This is a genomic window from Nitrosospira sp. Nsp14 (assembly GCF_900113575.1).
In the GTDB taxonomy this organism is placed as follows: domain Bacteria; phylum Pseudomonadota; class Gammaproteobacteria; order Burkholderiales; family Nitrosomonadaceae; genus Nitrosospira.
Genome location: NZ_FOPV01000005.1, coordinates 138,117 through 157,423, shown reverse-complemented (window position 1 = coordinate 157,423; position 19,307 = coordinate 138,117). Strand labels below are relative to the sequence as shown.

Annotated in this window: 17 protein-coding genes and 1 pseudogene; 11 read left to right on the top strand and 7 right to left on the bottom strand. The window is 57.9% G+C overall.

Annotated elements, in window-relative coordinates:
* The first annotated feature begins 7 nt into the window (after positions 1-7).
* Together BM022_RS05050 and BM022_RS05045 are read left to right on the top strand one after the other, a co-directional pair.
* Complete coding sequence (locus BM022_RS05050; RefSeq protein ID WP_091137391.1) at positions 8-415, top strand: Bor/Iss family lipoprotein; 408 nt, start codon at positions 8-10, stop codon at positions 413-415.
* Positions 416-450: 35 nt separating this feature from the next.
* A complete protein-coding gene (locus BM022_RS05045) occupies positions 451-2,046 on the top strand; it encodes an FAD-binding protein (RefSeq protein ID WP_091137390.1) in 1,596 nt (531 codons plus the stop codon).
* Positions 2,047-2,236: 190 nt separating this feature from the next.
* On the opposite strand, the gene BM022_RS05040 is transcribed toward BM022_RS05045, so the two are convergent.
* On the bottom strand, positions 2,237-4,003 hold the full coding sequence (locus BM022_RS05040; RefSeq protein WP_091137388.1) for a thiamine pyrophosphate-requiring protein: 1,767 nt from the start codon (positions 4,001-4,003) through the stop codon (positions 2,237-2,239).
* Positions 4,004-4,481: 478 nt separating this feature from the next.
* Between BM022_RS05040 and BM022_RS05035 the strand changes: the two genes are divergently transcribed.
* Together BM022_RS05035 and BM022_RS05030 are read left to right on the top strand one after the other, a co-directional pair.
* Positions 4,482-6,686 (top strand): VTT domain-containing protein, encoded by a 2,205-nt coding sequence (locus tag BM022_RS05035; protein ID WP_091137387.1) that lies wholly within the window; start codon positions 4,482-4,484, stop codon positions 6,684-6,686.
* Positions 6,687-7,388, top strand: a complete 702-nt coding sequence (locus BM022_RS05030; protein ID WP_256208942.1) for an endonuclease/exonuclease/phosphatase family protein — start codon at positions 6,687-6,689, stop codon at positions 7,386-7,388. It abuts the gene before it with no gap.
* A 54-nt stretch (positions 7,389-7,442) separates the two neighbouring features.
* Here the strand turns inward: BM022_RS05030 and BM022_RS05025 are convergent, their stop codons facing one another.
* A complete protein-coding gene (locus tag BM022_RS05025) occupies positions 7,443-7,748 on the bottom strand; it encodes a hypothetical protein (protein ID WP_091137385.1) in 306 nt (101 codons plus the stop codon).
* Between the two features lie 103 nt (positions 7,749-7,851).
* Between BM022_RS05025 and BM022_RS05020 the strand changes: the two genes are divergently transcribed.
* The gene (locus tag BM022_RS05020; RefSeq protein WP_091137384.1) at positions 7,852-8,400 is read left to right on the top strand and encodes an SRPBCC family protein; all 549 of its coding nucleotides are present in this window, start codon (positions 7,852-7,854) and stop codon (positions 8,398-8,400) included.
* Positions 8,401-8,451: 51 nt separating this feature from the next.
* On the opposite strand, the gene BM022_RS05015 is transcribed toward BM022_RS05020, so the two are convergent.
* From BM022_RS05015 to BM022_RS16355, 4 genes and pseudogenes are all read right to left on the bottom strand, one after another.
* Positions 8,452-9,069 (bottom strand): hypothetical protein, encoded by a 618-nt coding sequence (locus tag BM022_RS05015; protein ID WP_091137382.1) that lies wholly within the window; start codon positions 9,067-9,069, stop codon positions 8,452-8,454.
* Positions 9,070-9,139: 70 nt separating this feature from the next.
* The gene (locus tag BM022_RS05010) at positions 9,140-9,520 is read right to left on the bottom strand and encodes a hypothetical protein (protein WP_091137381.1); all 381 of its coding nucleotides are present in this window, start codon (positions 9,518-9,520) and stop codon (positions 9,140-9,142) included.
* Positions 9,521-9,567: 47 nt separating this feature from the next.
* The gene (locus BM022_RS16360) at positions 9,568-9,843 is read right to left on the bottom strand and encodes an NADPH-dependent FMN reductase (RefSeq protein ID WP_371264295.1); all 276 of its coding nucleotides are present in this window, start codon (positions 9,841-9,843) and stop codon (positions 9,568-9,570) included.
* Between the two features lie 76 nt (positions 9,844-9,919).
* Positions 9,920-10,132 (bottom strand): annotated as a pseudogene (locus tag BM022_RS16355) (NADPH-dependent FMN reductase); the annotation flags it as partial.
* Between the two features lie 153 nt (positions 10,133-10,285).
* Between BM022_RS16355 and BM022_RS15420 the strand changes: the two are divergent.
* From BM022_RS15420 to BM022_RS04980, 6 genes are all read left to right on the top strand, one after another.
* Entirely contained in the window at positions 10,286-10,462 is a 177-nt protein-coding gene (locus tag BM022_RS15420) for a hypothetical protein (RefSeq protein ID WP_177191626.1), read from the top strand.
* A 38-nt stretch (positions 10,463-10,500) separates the two neighbouring features.
* Positions 10,501-10,905: a DoxX family protein gene (locus BM022_RS05000; protein ID WP_091137380.1), complete on the top strand. Its 405-nt coding sequence runs from the start codon at positions 10,501-10,503 to the stop codon at positions 10,903-10,905.
* A gap of 503 nt (positions 10,906-11,408) precedes the next feature.
* Positions 11,409-12,677, top strand: a complete 1,269-nt coding sequence (locus BM022_RS04995) for an efflux RND transporter periplasmic adaptor subunit (protein WP_091137378.1) — start codon at positions 11,409-11,411, stop codon at positions 12,675-12,677.
* Positions 12,674-15,922, top strand: coding sequence for an efflux RND transporter permease subunit (locus BM022_RS04990; protein WP_091137377.1), 3,249 nt, complete (start codon positions 12,674-12,676; stop codon positions 15,920-15,922). Before BM022_RS04995 ends, BM022_RS04990 begins: the two co-directional genes overlap by 4 nt.
* Entirely contained in the window at positions 15,923-17,509 is a 1,587-nt protein-coding gene (locus BM022_RS04985; protein ID WP_256208940.1) for an efflux transporter outer membrane subunit, read from the top strand. It abuts the gene before it with no gap.
* Positions 17,506-17,754, top strand: a complete 249-nt coding sequence (locus BM022_RS04980; protein WP_218146833.1) for an FAD-dependent oxidoreductase — start codon at positions 17,506-17,508, stop codon at positions 17,752-17,754. The genes BM022_RS04985 and BM022_RS04980 overlap by 4 nt, the downstream gene beginning before the upstream one ends.
* A gap of 426 nt (positions 17,755-18,180) precedes the next feature.
* On the opposite strand, the gene BM022_RS04975 is transcribed toward BM022_RS04980, so the two are convergent.
* Positions 18,181-19,290, bottom strand: coding sequence for an NAD(P)-dependent alcohol dehydrogenase (locus BM022_RS04975; protein WP_091137375.1), 1,110 nt, complete (start codon positions 19,288-19,290; stop codon positions 18,181-18,183).
* Positions 19,291-19,307 lie beyond the last annotated feature (17 nt).

The window sequence follows — 19,307 nt, the reverse complement described above, 5'->3', positions numbered from 1 at the left end:
GTGCGGCATGCGATTCCGGAGCAAGCGTGTCCAGGTCATCAAGGAATCTCTTCGCTCGGGTTGGCTGGCGATATGCCTCGCTGGCCTTCTTGTCCTGCCCGGTTGCGCGAGCTATCACGTTACGATCCCGGATTCCGACCCGATCCGGTCCGAGGGTCAGACCGCCGAGTACCAGTCGAAAACCATGCATGCGTTTTTCTGGGGACTGCTGCTCCAGCCCCAGGTCCTTTCCGCCGAGTGTCAGGGTCAGGGCATCAACGACGTAGTTGTCTTCCGTACCTGGCTGCACGATTACGTCGGGGTCATCACACTCGGGATATGGATGCCGACACAGGTGCGTTTCCGCTGCAAAGCGCCTCCTACCCGTCCGGGCATCCTGCCGGGAGCGCGAAAAAGATCACGTGGAATTACATGACATTAACATGACGTTAAGCAAATAAGGGGCCCCTTATGCCAGACGGAAACGGAAACGCAAACGGAAGGGGTGCCGGGAGCGGACGAAGCTTCTTCGTGCAGAGAAATTTGGAAACGGGAAGGCACGAGGCCTACGAACAGGTAATAGACGGGGAATATGTTTTTCGCGTCGACCGGGGCGGCAAGGCGCCTTTTGACACCTATAACGATGCCACTGCGGAATTGCAAGGCATTATCCGGGCATGCGTTGACGACGGCAAGTCGCTCAGAGCGCACGGCGCGCTGTGGTCCCTAAGCACGGTCGCAGTTACACCCGGTCGTCTCCTCGATAATATCGCACTGCGGCTGGCGTTCGAGGTTCCCGCAAATCTTACGAACCCCGCCTATGCTGGCGATGCCTCTAAACTACGTTTCGTCGAGTGCGGAAACTCGGTTGCTGCGCTGAATGATTACCTCTTTGCCGCCGGCTTGTCGATCAAGGGTTGCGGATCCAACAACGGGCAAACACTCGCGGGGGCGCTTTCGACCGGTACCCACGGCGGCGCCTTCAACTTCGGCGCGATGCAGGAGATGGTCGTGGGGCTGCATCTCCTCACCGGTCCCAACCGCTCCGTGTATCTGGAACGCAAGACCTCTCCCGTCATGCGTCCGGATTTTGCCGCCAGCATCGGCGCGGAATTCATCCAGGACGACACATTATTCAATGCCGCGTTGGTGAGTCTCGGCTCTTTCGGAATCATTCACGGCATCATGATCGAGACGCGCGATCTTTTCGCGCTGAACGCCATCCGCTTCCGGCATCCCTATGATGCCACGCTCAAGGCAGCGATCGCGGCGTGCGATCCAACCCTTATTCCCTTGCCAGCAGAGGCGCGCGATATTCCCAGAGACAAGCCCTACCATTTTGAGATTTTCTTCAACCCTAACGAAGGAACGCCCCCTGATGAGGCCATCGTCCTCGTCATGTATGAAACCGCCTACGACCCTGCCTCATACGTTCCGCCACCTTGGAATACCGGGGAGCCGGGCCTTGGCGCTTCGGGCTTGGACGTGATGGGCGCGCTCGTGGGACGTATCCCGAGCCCGCTCAACAAGCTTGCGGTGCCATTGCTGAACAGCCAGGTAAACCAGGAATTTGCGCCCTATTTCAAGAAAGCAATCATCCGCGACCTCTTTCGCGGCGAAAAGACGCTCGGCAAGACCTTGGCCTGCGGCGTGGGAATGCCAGTGGCAAGAGCGGTTGAGGCAATGGAGGTCGCGTTCAAGATTTACAATGAGTCTGACGTTGTTCTGCCGCTCATCCTGTCCCATCGTTTTGTCAAGGGCACCAAAGCAACGCTCGGCTTCACCCGCTTCGATACCACCGCGGTACTCGAAATGGATGCGGTGAACACACCAGAAACACGTGCATTCTATAACACGGTCTGGAAGGAACTTGATGCCGTCGGCATTCCCTTTACCCTGCACTGGGGAAAATACAACGACTTTCTCACCCCCGAGCGTGTGCGTAATCGCTACAGCGCCGAAAGGGTCGATCAATGGCTCGCCGCGCGTGAATCACTAATGGGAGATGCGGCGGTGCGGCAAATCTTTAATAATGATTTCACCGCAGGGTTGGGACTGGCTAATTGAGCCCAGCCGTGCTGTCTCCATCGCTTGATAAAATTGCTTTAAGTAGTTATTGAGATATCGGCCTATGCCATTGGCTCGCGGGGCAACAGCCGAGCGCAATTTGCGTCGATAACAGCTTTCGTTCCAAAGGGATCAATAATACGGACGAACCCTGGCGTATGCAGCGTCCACCCTCCCACCCTCCGCTCCATCAGGCAAAAATCTGCTTTACCGTGGCCCGGATAATATCGGCGGAGCCCGAATCGCCGCGCATGATGGCCGACGCGTACGCTCGCGCCTGTTCAAGCGTGATATGAGGCGGAAGGGGCGGTACGTTTGGGTCCGTATAGGCATCCACCACTACCGGACGATCAGCGCGAAAGGCAAAGTCCCAGGCGATCGTAAGATCATCGGGCTGATCGACACGAATTCCGTGCAGGCCGATCAGTTTCGCATAGCTTGCGTAGGGGAAATCGGGAAGATTCTGTGCCTCATCAAATTTCGGATCGCCTTCGGTCGCGCGCTGTTCCCACGTCACCAGATTCAGGTCCCGGTTATTCAATACCAGTACGATCAGACGGGGATCGCTCCAGCGCCGCCAGTATTTGCCGATCGTAATGAGTTCATTCAGCCCATTCATTTGCATTGCGCCATCGCCAGCCATGGCGACGACCACCCTGCCCGGATGAGCGAACTTGGCGGCAATCGCATAGGGAACCGCGGACCCCATGGTTGCAAGGCCGCCTGAAAGCGAAGCCATCATCCCCCGGCGAAGCTTTACATCCCGGGCATACCAATAAGTGGAAGAGCCGGAATCGCCCGTCAGGATGCAGTTATCCGGCAGGTGGCGCGACAACTCACGGAATACTCTCTGCGGATTGATTGGGTTCGCTGGCTCCAGTGCCCGTGCATCAACCGTTTTCCACCATTCTGTAATACTCCGTTCTAGTGTCTCGCGCCACTTGCGATCCTCTTTTCTCTTCAGCAACGGAATCAGAAGCTTCAATGTTTCCGCGCTGCCCCCCACCAGATTCACCTCCATCGGGTAGCGGATACTTACCATGCGGCCGCTGATGTCGATTTGCACTCCCCGTGCCTGCCCTTCTTCCGGTAAAAATTCGGAGTAGGGAAAGCTCGACCCGATCATCAGGAGCGTGTCGCACCCCATCATCATCTGATAGCTCGGCTTCGTTCCCAGCTGACCGATTGCGCCCGTTACATATGGCAGATCATCGGGCACAGCGGCCTTGCCCAGCAGCGCTTTCGCGATGCCGGCACCCAGCAGATCGGCGGCCTCAATGATTTCATTGGTCGCGTCCAACGCGCCGGCGCCGACCAGGATGGCGACCTTCGAGCCCGCGTTGAGCACATCCGCGGCGCGTTGCAAATCCGCGGGCCGCGGAACGATGCGAGGGGCGCTATAACCCGCTCCGGAATGGACAGTCCCATGCTCGTGCGGAGGATGCTCGAAATCCATATCCTGAAGATCGTTGGGAACGATCACGCAGCACACGGTCCGCTCCGCCTGCGCAATACGCATTGCCTGATCCAGTACGTGGCGCGTTTGCGCCGGCGTAGTTACAATATGGACGTATTCATGCGCGACATCCTTGAACAGGGAGACGAGATCGACTTCCTGCTGATAACTGCCCCCCAGCGCCGTGCGTTTTTGCTGACCGACAATGGCGACCACCGGCTGGTGATCGAGCTTGGCGTCGTACAGCCCGTTCAATAGATGAATCGCACCCGGCCCCGACGTGGCTAGGCAAATGCCAACCTCGCCAGTAAATTTCGCATGCCCGCAGGCCATGAACGCGGCCATCTCCTCGTGTCTTACCTGGATGAATTCAAGCTTGTCCTGGACTCGGCTAATCGCGCCCATGATCCCATTGATGCCATCGCCAGGAAGCCCAAACACACGTTTGACGCCCCATTCCAACAGCCGGTTGACGAGAAAATCGGCGACGTTTTGTTTCATGGTGGACTCCGTTAGGTTGCTGGATAGCTAATACTTCACGCCGGTTTACCAAACCGGAGCGGAACCGTTAACTGTCCCGCTGGGAAAAGTTTGTCCTGTGCCAGTTTCGCAACCTTCCCACATTCGCTTGGGCACCCGCTGTGCGCTAGGGAACAGAGCGCATAGCTCGCCTTCCGGCCGTCGTGCTGCTACAGCGGTTTGCCAATCCGTGGTTGAGTTCAGGGAGTCGTTCCATGCCTGCTATGTATGACTTCGTACAGAAACACATGTCGTGTAGCCCGCATACTTAAGAAAGGGCAGACTGTGCCTCTCTCTGTTTGTCTCTGTCTATATCTGTGGCAATCTTTGACAGCGATACAGGCCGTGTAGGGGTCTTGAGGGACCCAGGCGCTTGGGGCGATCCAAATAAACGATGAAGCGGGAACATAGGGCCGTTTTTCTACCCAAAAGGGTATGTACGCTACGGTGCGAATATAAGATGGAACAGTTTTCCCAGAAAATCGACATTGACAAAGAAAACGGCGGGGATCGCGGGGGAAACGGCGCCGGCGCATTCTCGATCCTCAAACCAGGCAGAAACTGCTGGCGCATCGAGCACGCCGACCGCATCGCGTTTCTGGTGGATGGCGCCGCGTATTTCCGTGCTTTTCGGGAGGTGGTCAAGCAGGCGCAGCGTTCCGTTCTGATTATGGCGTGGGATATCGATAGCCGCGTCGAGCTGGTGCGGGAGCACGAGCCCGATGGCTTTCCCGTAAAGCTGAGCGAATTCCTCCACAGTGTGCTCGAGCGCAACCCACAACTGCATATTCATGTGCTGGATTGGGATTTCCCCATGCTCATGGCAGCAGATCGCGAATGGCTGCCGCTCCTCAAGGAAGAATGGACAGGTCACGCGCGACTGCATTTCCACCTGGATGACCGGTACCCCCCCGGTGCATCCCATCATCAGAAGATTGTAGTGGTGGACGATGCGGTTGCTTTCGTCGGCGGCCTGGACTTGACGTCGGGCCGTTGGGATACGCCCGAGCATCGGCCTGATGACCGCCGCCGCTGTGATCTTGGCTCAGGACCTGTGCCACAACCATATCACGATATCCAGATGATCGTGCGTGGCCCGATCGCTGCAAAGCTCGGCGATATGGCGCGTGAGCGCTGGCGGCTCGCCACCCAGGAAGTCTTGGAGGTACCTGATGTTTCCCCCGGTCCCAGCTATTGGCCGGAATATCTCTCCCCGGATCTGGAGGATGCTCAGGTTGCGATAGCCCGCACAATACCAAAGTATGAGAACCAGGCCGAGGTCCGCGAAATAGAACCACTCCTGTTGGATGCCATAGCTGCTGCGCGGAAGTCCATCTATATCGAGGCGCAGTATTTTACGGCTCACAAAGTCGTATTTGCCTTGCTGCACCGGTTGGAAGAAGCAAACGGCCCCGAAATCGTCATCGTGCTTCCCGTGCATACAGCCGGATGGTTATCTCAAAGCACAATGGACGTAGTGCGAGAGCGTATGTTCAAGACGTTGCTCGATGCCGACCGTTACAACCGCTTGCGCCTCTACTGGCCAGAGGTGCCGGGTCTCGACGATGAGTGTGTCAACGTTCACTCCAAGATCATCATCATCGATGACGAATTGCTGCGGATCGGCTCGGCCAACCTCAACAATCGTTCCATGGGCCTTGATACAGAATGCGATCTCGTACTCGAGGCGCAGGGCGAAGCGCGCGTTCAGAACGTGATCCGTGCTTTCCGCAACCGCCTCCTGGGGGAACACCTTGGCAAGGAAATCGCGGAAGTTGCCGCCGCGTACGAAGGTGCAGGCGCGCTAATCAAGACCATCGAATCCCTTATCGGCGTCGGCCGCACCCTCCGGCCGGTGGAACTGCGCGTTACGCCCGAGATGGACACACTCGTGCCCGATACCCAGCTGATCGACCCCGACCAGCCGATTGATACCAACGAACTGATCAACGGGTTTGTTCCTGAGGAACACCGCGAGCCGGCGCGCAGCCACGTCACGCTCATAATTTCCCTATTGGCCGCGATACTGGCGCTGGCAATGGCGTGGCGCTGGTCGCCGCTCAAGGAATGGGTCGATGTGGATACGCTGACCGCCTTGGGCGTTGAGCTCAAACAAGCCCCCGGCGCGCCATTTCTGGCGCTGGGCACTTTCATCATTGCCGGTCTGGTTGCATTTCCGCTCACCGTGCTCATTATTGTATGCGGCCTTGTATTCGGTCCGTGGCAGGGATTCCTTTATTCTCTCCTCGGCGCATTATTAAGCGCGATGCTGACCTTCGCCCTGGGGCATCTGCTTGGCCGTAACACAGTGCGTCGATTCGCCGGCAGAAAACTGGGCGAGCTGAACAGGCGTCTGGCGCGCCGCGGGCTGATGACCATCATCCTCGTCCGGATCATTCCGCTTGCGCCATTCACGGTTATAAATATGGTTGCCGGCGCATCGCGCATCCGCTTTCGCGATTTCATGATTGGCAGCGCCATCGGGCTTCTGCCCGGCATTACCGGTATGTCCATCTTTACGGATCGCCTGGCCGCCGCCATTGAGAAACCCACCGTTCTGGCGTTTGCCGTACTGGCAGCGGTGGTCAGCCTTCTTATCGTGAGCGGCTGGGCCCTCTGGCGCTGGGACGAGCGCCGCAAGTTCACGCCTCCGCGCGGAAACTGATTGAGCCGCGAAATGGGACTCACTGTCGCTACCTACAACATTCATGCCTGTGTCGGCACCGACGGCCGCTTTGAGCCGGGACGCATCGTTGACGTGCTGCAGGAACTGGATGTGGACGTGGTGGCCCTGCAAGAGGTGGAGCACCATGATGTCGAGGGATACGATCTGCTGGATTACCTCGCAGCCAAAACCGGGCTCACGCCTATTGCCGGCCCAAATCTCCTGCGTGGAAGCAGGCATTATGGCAATGCGATATTGACGCGGCTTCCTATCCTGGCCTCAAAGCCGGTGGATCTGAGCCTGCCGGGACACGAACCCCGCGGGGCGATCGATGTCACCCTCGATGGCAACGGGCGGCGTGTGCAGGTGGTGGCGACACATCTGGGACTGATGCCTGGCGAGCGCCGTCATCAGGTACGCGAGCTTCTCAAGTTGTTTGACATCGGTCTCACAGATATATATATATTGCTGGGCGACCTGAATGAATGGTTTCTGTGGGGACGCCCCCTGCGCTGGCTGCATGCACACTTTAAATCCACGCCGCATTGTCCGACGTTCCCCTCGCGTTGGCCCTTCATGGCCCTGGACCGCCTATGGGTGCATCCGCGCCGTCGGTTGCAAAAAGTGGAGGCTCATACAAGCAAACTCGCACGTATCGCATCCGATCACCTGCCGCTGAAAGCTGTTATCAAAATCGATTGACTGTCAGCCGCTGCGGTGACCCGGTTGTATCTGCCTTAGGCGCTGCAGGTAGGGTCATGCGATTGAATGGCCCGCGCTCAGGCTAGGGCGTACGATGCGCTTCCCAAACGTGTCGGACACTGCTGTTTCAACCCAGGCCGGAACTGTCTCATTCGCCACGGTAACAATTTCGTTCGTCCCGTTGCCGCGAGCCGGAAACGGCGCATGCGGGTAGCGGCCAAAAGTAACCTGAAGCTGGTCGCAAGGTATTTCTTTTCCCCCTAAACTTGCGTTACGTTGACCACCGCACAGATAATGTAGGCAGGGCAGCATATTATTTATCCCCAGGTTGGATTTGTCGCATTTTACTTTTGTTGTCATTGCCCGTTCATAAGTAGGCGGGGCGGAAGGGTCCATGCTCCCAGGTCCAAATACTAAATCAGGGTGTTGGTATGCAGAGGATACAGAGGATAAGGAGACACAAATGTTAGGAAAAATTGTAACGCTGGCTGCGGTAGCCGCCGGCGGGGTCATGTTATCCAAGCAGCTCAGAAAAACACGCGAGCCCGGACATAACATGTCCACAATGGAAGAGACCATCGAAATCGATGTGCCGGTGAGCACGGCATATAACCAGTGGACTCAATTCGAGGAGTTTCCCAAGTTCATGGAAGGGGTGCGCGAAGTTCGGCAACTGGACGATACGCACCTGCACTGGCGCGCCGAGATAGGGGGAAAAGAGGAAGAATGGGACGCCGAAATTACCGAGCAGGTTCCCGACACGCGGATTGCCTGGCGCAGTACCGGCGGGGTGCAGAATAGCGGCACCGTAAGCTTCTATGACCTATCTGATGCCAGGACTCGGATCGTGCTCAAAATGGAATATGGCCCCAAGGGGTTCATCGAAGAAGTCGGGGATGCGCTTGGTATTGTAAAGATGCGCACAAGCGGCGATCTCAGGCGTTTCAAGGAATTTCTCGAACACCGGGGCGAAGAAACCGGCGCCTGGAGAGGCTCGATTCCTCAGCACTGAGTTACCGTACCGCCGGGCTGCGTTATCCACGCAGCCGGATGTTATGGGATGTTATGCCGAAACAGGCGTAACGTGTATCACGCGCGGATCATCCGCGAATTCGAGCAACAGCCGCCGGACGCGCGCTTGCCACGCATTGGCAAATGCCTCCCGCTGGGATGCATCCGCGCGGTCCTGAAGGATGGCCATCAATCGTCCCCCCTGGGCCGGGTCCCCTGGTACCAGCGAAACATCGAGTTCCACCGCCACTGCTGCGCCGGTGTCGAGGCGTTTGAAGATGATCGCCTCCCCCTCGCGGCTGTCCGCGAAGCTGAGCAACCCCTTCCGCCTGAAACGTCCCTGAATCCCGTGAAAACCGTTATCAGCCGCGGCTCCCGTGAGCAAGGTCAGCACCTGGGCCATCACCCCCGTGGTGCCCTCGTCTTCCGGCGCGGGCATATGCACCGAAACAGCGCCTCGTTCGGCGGGACCTTTCGGATATAAAGCCGCCAAAGCCGCGCGGCCAATCAGGAAGGCGCCAGCAACCGTGGGACACGAATGTCCCGCCAGACGCACCGCATCCACGTAGTTGTATTCCAGCAGGCCATCTTGCGCCGCGCCTAGCGTCGCCGCAAACGCATCGCGCGTGGGCACGACAGGAGCCAGTTCATAAAAATCAGGGAATTTCATGCGTTATCACCTTCTTTATTTCTGATGCAATTGTTCGGTCTGGATCTAAACGAGTCGGCTGCAATGCGCCTTAAACATGCAGCTGAAGCTGTGGAAAAAATATGCGTTCTTCGTAGCGTACGTGCGCGCTGACCAGCTCGCCGAACCGGCTCAGCCGCGCTTGCGGCTCAAGCGGACAAGATTCTGCAGCGAGCACGCGCAGTTCAGCATGTTCGGAAAGAATGCGTGCCACGGCGTCAGCGTCGAGCTTCTCCCTGGCAAGACTTATCAGCCGTTCCTCCTCGACGAAGTGCGCCGCCATGCTCAAGCGCCAGTGCTCTTCCACGCGTGCGAGGGTTTCCAACCAAACCACCCTGTCATTCCCGGCTCCGGCGCGCCTGGCGTCGCGGCCAATAACCAGAGCGCCGTGATGATCGTGCGATAGCGCAAGCAAAGGCCCGATGCGCGGCATAAATCAGTGGTAATGCGAAGCGACAGTCAAGCGAGTGCCCGGCTTGCTCACTGCCTCATCGTTTTTAGCGCCTGCGCCCATTTGTATAATTCGTTCAATAGCGATTCCGCCCCATGCAGGTGATGCTCGTTCGGTAGGAAATTGTTGTTCGCATCGATACGGGTGGCAATATTCTTCACGCTGACGGACTGGACCATCGGCATCATTTTCAATGTGGTCAGCGTGATTTTTTCCACCAACGCGGAACGTACGCCACCTGAAACTCCTCCATAACTGACAATGCCCGCCGGTTTGTAGTTCCACTCCTTGTATACGTAATTCATTGCGTTCAGCAGAGGGGGCAGGGGGTCCGAAGTTATATTCGGGGGTGACGAACACATACGCATCTGCCGCATTCACGCTTGCGGCCCAGCGCTTGGTATGATCGTGCCGGTAGCGCTGCAGCACGGGATGCTCCGGCTCGTCGAACAGGGGGAGATTGACTTCCGCAAGATCAACCAGAGCCGCGTCGAACCCGTTGTGCTGCCGGGCAAGCTGGTGAAACCACTGGGCGACAACGGGACCGCGCGGGCCGGGACGGGTGCTGCAAATGATGGTGTGCAGCTTAAGCATCATCCGTAATCCTCCCTACTTCGCATGTGGCTGAAAAATGAAGCACATGGCGTCGGATGCCTCCCGCTTGCTTGTTACTCGCTGGTTTGACGGATGAAAAGACGCGTGTCGCGCGTCTTTATCATAGGTTTGAGTTAGTATGACGCGGTGGCATTGCCAAAGCAAGATGAGGCATGGATATCATGGCGTGGCAACAGCGGGCGGCTGATGGGCTTGGCCGCCCCATGGGGCTGCGTGGCGAAGACAACAGCAAGGGCTGCCGTAAGGAGTACCGGCGAACCAGAGTTTTACATCAACACGGAAATCGTCGAAGATAATGACGGGCAGTAGTGACACAGGTTTTTATCAAATCGAAGGAAATCACACCAATGCTCAAGCTATCTCGCTATGATGACCTAGGCAAACTGATCGTGCGCCTGATGGTGGGCGTCCTGATACTGCTTCACGGCGTACACAAAGTACTGAACCCGGGGTCCCTCGATTCCATCCGCAAAATGCTCATATCCGCCAACCTGCCATCGTTGCTGGCTTACGGAGTTTATCTCGGCGAGGTTTTCGGAGCCTTGATGGTTATTCTGGGTGCCTACTCGCGTATTGGTGGCCTGCTCATTGTCGGCAACATGTTATTTGCACTCGGGCTGGCTCACCGGGCCCAGGTATTCTCGCTGACAAACACGGGAGGCTGGTCATTGGAACTGCAGGCGTTTTTTCTTTTATCCGGACTTGCGATCATATTCCTCGGCAGCGGCCGCCTGGCTCTGAAACCGGACTGACGAAACCCGGCTGCCCTTCGGCGCAACGCATTTGACTTATTGCCCCGCTCCGGTCGGGGGCGATTTGGACTTCACGACCCGTTACATACGGTTATTCCCTACTCTTTCCATTCTTCGCGCCTACCCTGCCCTCGGGCTTGAGGTGGCTGAACGTGCAACTGCAATTGCTTGGGGGGCCTTGTGCTCCCTTGTTTCGCCCCTTTTGCTCCCTTGTTTCGCCCCTTTGTACCCGCTTATACCCGTTTGGGCCCTTGCCCCTCGTTCGCTCTCCTCTGGATAGCGCGTTTTACCTGTCGTCGCAGCCCAAGCTCATATGTGGGGAACCGTACCGATATCGCTTTTAAAAAGTTCAACAATATGGCTGGGCCTGTTGCGACCTTTTTCTGTCGAAACCGCATGACGCTGCGTGGTTTTATGTTTCGTATGACTTTTAGATAACGTTCTTCCTGTATCGAATGACCTCAAACCGACCAAAAGCCCCTCTGCATTATCCTGCGCGTCCCATGGGGTGGGCCAGCCGCACTGCGCTCACCTTGTGGCTGGTCACCATGATTTTGACACTGCTGGTTGCTTGCAGCAAGCAGCCGACAGTAACCGCCCCGCCGCCGGTAGAGGTGACCACCATGACAGTCGAGCCCCGGGATATCCCGATCGAACTGGAATTTGTCGCGGACACCCGCAGCTCGCGCCAGGTCGAGATCCGCGCCCGGGTCGAGGGCTTCCTCGAAAAACGGCTTTATAGCGAAGGCGAAGTGGTGAAAGCCGGGCAGAAAATGTTCCAGATGGACCGAAAGCCCTTTGAGGCTGCGCTACAGTTTGCAAAAGGCCAATTGGCGGAGCGCGAGGCCGCCCTCTCGGTCGCCCGCGCTAACCTGGCACGGGTACAACCCCTGGCGGAGAAAAATGCGCTGAGCAAAAAAAACCTCGACGATTCCGTTGGAATGGTGCAGCAGTCGCAAGCAGCGGTATTTTCCGCCCAGGGAGAGGTTACCACCGCCGAACTGAATCTCAGTTACACCACCCTCTACTCGCCCCTCGACGGCCTGTCCAGTTTCAGCAAAAAGCATGAGGGCAGTTATCTGAGCATTGGGGAAGGCGGTTTGCTGACCTATGTCACCCAGCTCGACCCCATATGGGTTAACTTCAGCGTTTCGGAAAACCAGATGCTGAAGTATCGGGGGGAAATTGAACGGGGACTACTCAGGTTCCCCGCCCTCAATCTTTTCGAAGTGGCGGTAACGCTCGCCGATGGATCGCTATTTCCCCATCTTGGCCAAATCGACTTCAGTGAACCGTCTTTTTCTGAGGAAACTGGAACTTTTCTGGTGCGGACTCAGTTCGCCAACCCCGAAGGCGATTTACGGCCGGGGCAGTTTGTCCGTGTTCACCTGAGGGGTGCAATACGTCCCAACAGTATTCTCGTTCCGCAGCGTGCTTTGTTGCAGGGCGAAAAGGGCCACTACGTATGGGTCATAGACAAGGATGGCAAGGCCGCCCGGCGAGAAGTCGAAATCGGCGACTGGCAGGGCGACGGGTTGTTTATCAATCAAGGCCTGCTTCCCGGTGAGAGCGTCGTGGTCGATGGCGCCATCAGGCTATCGCCCGGTGCCATCGTAAAAGTCGTCGATGCGCCCGCCCCGGTCGGTGCTGCCGCAGGTGTTCCCTCCGGCGCTGCCCCCGGCACTGAACCAGCCCGCGCATCGGGCGCCGCGGTCGAAAGCAGGGTCGACACGAATCCGCGAAATAGCCCGGATACCGTGCAGCCGCCATGAAAATTTCCCATTTCTGCATTGACCGGCCGGTATTTGCTTCAGTACTCTCCATCGTCATCACGCTCGCCGGCGCCGTGGCACTGTATAACCTGCCCATTGCTCAGTACCCCGAAATCTCACCGGTCGAGATTTCGGTCACCGCGACTTATCCCGGCGCCTCGGCGGAGATTGCGGCGCAGAATGTTGCGTCGCCCATCGAGCAGCAGGTGAACGGCGCCGATAAGCTCATGTACATGTCCTCGTCCAGCTCATCCTCGGGAGACATGACGCTATCCGTTTATTTCGACATCGACGCCGACCCATCGCTGTCACAGGTAGAAGTGCAGAATCGCGTCAGCCTCGCATTGCCGCTATTACCTACCGCAGTGCAGGCACAGGGTGTCGCCGTGAAAAAGCAGTCGTCCTCCATGATGATGGTCATCGCGATTTACTCGCCAGATGAACGTTATCCACCCGTCTATGTTGCCAACTACGCAAGCATTTACCTGCTCGATGCCATCAAGCGCATCCCCGGCGCTGGACAGGCAACGGTCTTTGGCACGCCGGATTATGCCATACGCGTCTGGCTGAAGCCGGACCGGATGGCTGCGCTAGGGATCACGGCCACCGATGTCCGGCAAGCGGTCTCGCAACAGAATGAGCAATACGCGGTCGGCAGCATCGGCCAGTCTCCCACAGCCCATCCCGTCGAGCAGTCCTTTGCGATTACCTCCAAAAGCCGGCTGACTACCCCGGAGGAGTTCGACGATATCATTATTCGCGCTACCGGGGAGGGCGCGGCGATCGTACGGCTGAAAGACGTGGGATACGCGGAACTCGGGCAGAAAAGCTATTCCCTTCGAACCACACGCCAGGGTAAGCCGGCTACTGCGCTCGTGGTGTATCAGCAACCAGGCGCGAACGCACTCGAGGTGTCAAAAGGCGTGCGGGCGACGCTCGAGGAGATGAAAAAATCCTTTCCGCCAGGCATCGAGTATGAGATCGCCATGGATACCACGGCCTTCACCCGCGCGTCGATCGAGTCCGTGATTCATACTTTCTTTGAGGCGCTGGTGCTGGTCGTTTCGGTCGTTTTCCTGTTTCTGCAGAATCTTCGTGCCACGCTTATTCCGATCATTGCGGTCCCGATATCGGTTATTGGCGCGGCGAGCGGCATGGCTGCGCTGGGGTTTTCGCTCAACATGCTCACGATGTTCGGCATGATACTCACGATCGGCATCGTGGTGGATGATGCAATCGTGGTGGTGGAAGCTGTCGAACATAATATGACCAAGTTCGGCCTCTCCGCCCGGGACGCGGCAAAGAAGGCAATGGACGAGGTCGGCGGCGCCCTGATTGCGATCGTGCTCGTACTTTGCGCCGTGTTCATACCGGTTGCATTTATTCCGGGAATTACCGGCCAGCTTTACAAGCAGTTCGCCATCACGATTGCGATTTCGGTTGTGCTGTCGGGCGTGGTCGCGCTGACGCTCTCGCCGGCATTGGCCGCGCTTCTTCTCAAACCGCACCACGGCGAAAAGTGGGCATTTTTTAGATGGTTCGATGCGTGGTTTGCCAGGGTGACCGAAGGCTATGCAAGCAGCGTGCAGGTCGTCATCAAGCGCTTCGCCGTCGCCCTTCTGCTGTTTGCCGGCATGGTCGTCCTCTCCGTCGTGTTGCTGAAACGCATTCCCGGCTCATTTCTTCCGCCGGAGGATCAGGGCTATTTGCTGGGTGTTGTACTCATGCCCGACGCGGCGGGACTCGATCGTACCGGCGCGGTCAGCCGTCACGCCACCGATTATTTTATGAATCATCCCGCAACGCAATCGATCGCCGTTTTGGATGGCTACAGCTTGCTGGACGGGCAGATGAAGAGCAACGCTGCCACATTTTTCGTGGGCCTCAAGGATTTTAAGGAGCGTTATGCTGACAATAACGCCGATACCCAGAGCGTGCCGGCCCTGCTGAAGGACGCCGCCGAGAAGTTCGCGCGCGTCGGTGGAGGGATAATTCTCCCGGTCAATCCGCCATCGATCCCGGGGCTGGGCACGACAGGCGGCATGGAGATGTATATCCAGAGCAAGGGCGACAATGACAGCCAGCAGATCGCCCAGGTAATAGAGCGATACCTGGCACAGGCCAGAACGCGGCCGGAACTGTCCAAGATAACGTCGACCTACAATGCGAGCGCCCAGGTCCTCCGGTTGGACGTTGACCGCGCGAGGGCCGAGACATTGGGAGTACCAATCGAGGAGGTATACAGCACCATGCAGACGATGTTTGGCTCCTCGTATGTGTCGCAATTCACCAAGTTCAGCCGCCTGTTCCAGGTGATCATCCAGGGCGAACCTGCTTCGCGCCTGACACCGAAGGACATCGATTACGTCTATGTGCGCAGCCAGAATGGCAGCATGGTCCCGCTCAACGCGGTTGCAACCGTGCATTTTGACAAAGGACCGGATGTGGTGACGCGGTTCAATAACTTCACTGCCGTTAAACTCACCGCCGATGTCGCCCCCGGCTTCAGCTCCGGCGAAGCAATCAGTGCAATGGAAGAAACCGCGGCGCAGATACTGCCCAGCGATTACGGCATTTCGTGGAGCGGTCAGACCTTCGAGGAAAAAAAAGCCGGCGGATCATCCCTCATTGTGCTTGTGTTCGGCCTTATCATGGTGTTCCTCATCCTTGCGGCGCAATACGAGAAGTGGTCGCTGCCCCTTGGTGTGCTGTCCGCGGTTCCGTTCGCGCTGTTTGGCGCGCTGCTTGCCATCTTCATGCGCGGTCTCAGCAATGACATCTACTTCCAGATCGGGTTGACGATACTCATTGCCCTTGGGGCCAAGAACGCGATCCTGATCTTCGAGTACGCTGTAACGAACCGCGCGGCAGGTCAGTCGGTTTATGACGCAGCCGTCAATGCCGCGCGCGACCGCTTGCGGCCGATCATCATGACTTCGCTCGCTTTCACCCTGGGCTGCGTACCATTGGCGATAGCGGCCGGCGTTTCCGCCAACAGCAAGATTTCGATTGGTACAGGTGTCATTGGCGGAATGCTTGGTGCTACCGTAATCGCCATATTCTTTATCCCGATGTTCTACTGGGCGATCGAGATGGCCTCCGAGAAAATGAGAGGTAAGGACAAGTCTGCCGGGAATAGCGCGCAGGGTACCGGTACGGGTGAAGGAGAGCCGCCGGTGGAGCTGAATGGGGTAGTAGTAGACGCGTCGCCTGATAAGCCGCGCAATCAGACCGGGGAGAATTAATTGCCGCGTCTACCCGTATTTCATGCCCCTCTCCTGTTCCCCGTCTTGGCACTGGCCCTGGCGCTGAGCGGTTGCATGGTGGGCCCCGATTACCGGCAGCCTCAGGTAGAGGTGATGAACAAATACCGTTTCGACGACAAAACCTCCAGGGATATAGCCGGCAGCATGTGGTGGGAGCAATTCCGTGACCCGATCATGAATGAGCTGATCAGGACCGCCCTGGAGGAAAACAAGGATATCCGCATTGCGGCGGCCCGTATCGAGGAATTCCAGGGGCGCTACGGCGCCACCCGTTCAGCGTTGTTTCCCCAGATTAGCGGTAATGCGAGCGCAGACCGGTTGCGCCCGCCGGCGTTCAATTGGCCTCTTCCTGGGGAATCGGGGAGCAATGCCTTTCGTAACGTCTACCAGGTATCAATAAACGCCAATTGGGAACTCGACATCTGGGGCCGGGTCAGGCGCCTGACCGAGGCCGCCCGAGCTCAATTATTTGCGTCGGAGGCCCTCCGCCGCGCCACCATATTGACCCTGGTCTCTTCGGTTGCGTCCTCCTACATCAATTTGCTTATTTTTGACCGCCAGCTTGAAATCGCAATCGCGACGGCGGCCAGTCGCGCGGAGATGCTCAAGATATTCGAGATGCGGTATGAAGGGGGAATCATTTCACAGCTTGAGCTCGCCCAGATGCAATCGCAATTCGAGATCGCGGCAGCGGCGATCCCCCCGCTTGAAGCAGCAGTCGGCCAACAGGAAAATGCCATTTCGGTGCTTCTTGGCCGCAATCCGGGCTCCATCCGGCGCGGCCGTGCGCTCGCGCAGCTCGAGCTGCCCCGGGTCGCGGCTGGGCTTCCGGCGGAACTGCTGGCGCGCCGCCCCGACATCAGCGAGGCGGAGCAGAACCTCGTTGCCGCCAATGCCCAGATCGGCGCGGCGCGGGCCCTCTATTTCCCGAAAATTTCCCTGACCGGCATATTGGGGGTGGCAAGCACCCAGCTCTCTAACATGTTCATCGGGCCGGCGTACATGGCCGCCTTCGGTGTAGTGACGTCAGTACCGATTTTCACCGCGGGCGGCATCGCCGGGCAGGTAAAACAGGCGGAGTCGCGGCGTGAACAAGCGTTCCACAACTATCAGCAGGTCATCCTGGTCGCCCTGAAGGAGGTTGAAGACACACTGATTGGGCTGCAAAAAGCGCGCGAACAGCTCGACGCCTTGAACCGCCGCGTCGATGCGTCGCGCACCTATCTCGAAATGGCCGAACTGCGATACGACGAAGGATATGTCAGCTTTATCGAAGTGCTTGACGCCCAGCGGACCCTGTTCGAAGCTTCAACAACCCAGGCTGAGGTTCAGGGAGGAGTTTTCAATTCGCTCGTAAACCTCTACAAGGCCCTGGGCGGGGGTTGGGTCGTGGAAGCAGAGGACATGGCCTTGGGTGCGCCGGCGCGCGTCATCCCGGCGAGTACGCCGCCCGGCACATCTGATGGAGGGGCAAGCATTCTGCCTGTCTCCCCGCTGCCCGTGCCAGCACCCCAACCGGGCATAACCAATCCGTTCATACCCATCCCCCTCATGTCTCAACCATGAAGACAGGAATCGCGGTTATCGGCGGCGGATTCGCTGGCTTGAACCTGGTTAAGCATCTGGCCCAGGAGGAGAATTTTTGTATCACCCTGGTCGATGTGAATAACTATCATTTTTTTCCGCCGCTTCTGTATCAGGTCCTACCGGTTTCCTCGACGTGTCCAATATTGCGTATCCGTTCCGAAAATTGTTCCACGGCAATAAGAACATCCGCTTCCGAGAATCACCACGATCTAGACAGCCATTGAAGCAGTAATGGATAATGTGCAAATTGAGAGATCACGCTAAACTGAAATAACTGCGCACCGCCTTGAGGCTTCCGCTACGCCATCTGCATTAAACATAGCAGGCGGCGGGTTTTCGTACCTCTAGTGGATTTTTTCTTTAGACGGGACTAGCGGAGCCAGCGCGCCGCGCTCTGGCTTATTTCGCTGCTGCCCATAAACTGGATGTTGTGAGGAATGGCCGAGATGAAGATTGCCCGTTTCGAGCCGCCCCAGGCCGAGCCGCCATGCTGCCAAGGGGTAACGTTTCCTCGTGTCAAACGGGACAGAAGCCCTTGTCGGAACACCTTTGGTTCGGCAATGGTGAGAGAACGTCGGAAGCCTGCTGCAGGACAAGCATCCGGGGGAACGGCATGGCCGTGCCATGGCGGTTGCACCCAGTCTTTGCTGTTACGGCTGTAAACGCACGATGGGCTTGATGGTCACCCCCTTTTCGCTGTCCTGTGCTGCCTGGTTGATCTGATCGAGCGTATAGAATTTCACCAGCTTGTCGAAAGGAAATCTTCCCTGCGCATACAGCTCGACCAGGGCTGGAATGAAAAGATCAGGTTTGCTTTCGCCTTCGATAATCCCGATGATGTGCTTCCCGGCGGTCATCACGCCATTCACATCGAAGCTCGCCTCGGTGCCCAGGGCAGGTGCGCCGACGATGCCGCACGTACCGCCGATTGCAAGCGCGTCGATGGCCTGACGCAGCACGGCTGGCCTGCCGCTGGATTCAAGCGTGAAATCGGCGCCACCCCCGGTAATTTCACGCACCGCGGCCACCGGATCGGTTTCGCGACTATTGACGGAGTGGGTGGCGCCCAGCTCTTTCGCCAGTTGCAGCCGGGAGGGCACCACATCTGCAGCGATAATCGTCGTTGCGCCGGCCACCCGCGCCGCCATGATGGCGCTCAATCCCACCGCCCCACCGCCGAACGCGGCGAAACTGCTGCCTGGCGTGACTTTAAGGGCATTCATGACCGCCCCCGCTCCGGTCTGGATGCCGCAGCCTAGCGGGCCCAGCAACTCCAGGGGGGCGTCGCGCGGCACCCGGATAACGTTGCGCTCATGCACCACGGCAAACGTGCCAAACGAAGACTGCCCGAAGAAATGGTCGCGAACGGCCCTGCCTCCTGCTTCATGGGTGGCAGTGCTGCCATCCTCGCGCGCGCCGCCGAAATTGAGCGGGTAAAAATTTTCGCAGTAGGTCAGGTCGCCGCGCAGGCAGGGCTTGCAGTGACCGCACCACATATAGGTCAGCACCACGTGATCTCCCACCGCCACCTTTTTCACGCTGCTTCCAACCGCTTCGACCATCCCTGCCCCCTCATGCCCGAGCACGATCGGGAGCGGCACGTCGTAAAGCTGGTCGCGCGCCACCATGTCCGTATGGCACATCCCGGTTGCCACAACCTTGACCAACACCTCTTCCGGGCGGCAATCGTCCAGCGTCAACTTCTCGATTTTAAACGGCCCGCCCTTCTGGCGGACCACTGCCCCTGTGATTTCCTTCATTTGCGTCCTCTGGTGAG

Bases quoted from the DNA above. Each gene is read 5' to 3' on its own strand.
- BM022_RS04990 (WP_091137377.1), top strand. From the start codon at position 12,674: ATGAAAATTTCCCATTTCTGCATTGACCGGCCGGTATTTGCTTCAGTA.
- BM022_RS05040 (WP_091137388.1), bottom strand. From the start codon at position 4,003: ATGAAACAAAACGTCGCCGATTTTCTCGTCAACCGGCTGTTGGAATGG.
- BM022_RS16360 (WP_371264295.1), bottom strand. From the start codon at position 9,843: ATGAATTACGTATACAAGGAGTGGAACTACAAACCGGCGGGCATTGTC.
- BM022_RS04975 (WP_091137375.1), bottom strand. From the start codon at position 19,290: ATGAAGGAAATCACAGGGGCAGTGGTCCGCCAGAAGGGCGGGCCGTTT.
- BM022_RS05000 (WP_091137380.1), top strand. From the start codon at position 10,501: ATGCTCAAGCTATCTCGCTATGATGACCTAGGCAAACTGATCGTGCGC.
- BM022_RS05020 (WP_091137384.1), top strand. From the start codon at position 7,852: ATGTTAGGAAAAATTGTAACGCTGGCTGCGGTAGCCGCCGGCGGGGTC.
- BM022_RS05050 (WP_091137391.1), top strand. From the start codon at position 8: ATGCGATTCCGGAGCAAGCGTGTCCAGGTCATCAAGGAATCTCTTCGC.
- BM022_RS05010 (WP_091137381.1), bottom strand. From the start codon at position 9,520: ATGCCGCGCATCGGGCCTTTGCTTGCGCTATCGCACGATCATCACGGC.
- BM022_RS05045 (WP_091137390.1), top strand. From the start codon at position 451: ATGCCAGACGGAAACGGAAACGCAAACGGAAGGGGTGCCGGGAGCGGA.
- BM022_RS04980 (WP_218146833.1), top strand. From the start codon at position 17,506: ATGAAGACAGGAATCGCGGTTATCGGCGGCGGATTCGCTGGCTTGAAC.
- BM022_RS05025 (WP_091137385.1), bottom strand. From the start codon at position 7,748: ATGACAACAAAAGTAAAATGCGACAAATCCAACCTGGGGATAAATAAT.
- BM022_RS04995 (WP_091137378.1), top strand. From the start codon at position 11,409: ATGGGGTGGGCCAGCCGCACTGCGCTCACCTTGTGGCTGGTCACCATG.
- BM022_RS05035 (WP_091137387.1), top strand. From the start codon at position 4,482: ATGGAACAGTTTTCCCAGAAAATCGACATTGACAAAGAAAACGGCGGG.
- BM022_RS05015 (WP_091137382.1), bottom strand. From the start codon at position 9,069: ATGAAATTCCCTGATTTTTATGAACTGGCTCCTGTCGTGCCCACGCGC.